Raw genomic sequence first — 384 nt, forward strand, 5'->3', positions numbered from 1 at the left:
TGGAGTTAGTATAGTCATATGGACACAACTTAGTTAAGTCCTTACAATGGATTTCAAGGAGGAAGTGTCCGTATGGCAAACAAGAAATTTAATGCAGAATTTAAAAAGATGGTTGTTGAATTATATCATTCAGAACGATCTGTGAAAGAACTAAGCAGCGAGTATGGTGTATCAGAAGTAACAATTTATAAATGGATTAAAAAATATTCTCCTATCGCAACGATTGATGAGGAAGAAATGACGCTAGAAGATCTGAAACAAATGCAGAAAGAAATGCTTCGCTTGAAAGAGGAAAATGAGATTTTAAAAAAGGCTATGGCCATATTCGCGAAAAAATAAAAGATACAGAATTACATCAATTTATCGATTGTCAAAAAGAAACAT

1 pseudogene is annotated in these 384 nt (G+C 32.6%); it reads left to right on the top strand.

The features are described from left to right. Nucleotides 1–72: 72 nt before the first annotated feature. Nucleotides 73–384 (top strand): annotated as a pseudogene (locus MR063_RS21600) (transposase); the annotation flags it as partial.

The sequence above is a fragment of the Bacillus cereus group sp. BfR-BA-01492 genome (genome assembly GCF_022662815.1).
Classification (GTDB): Bacteria; Bacillota; Bacilli; order Bacillales; family Bacillaceae_G; genus Bacillus_A; species Bacillus_A cereus_BD.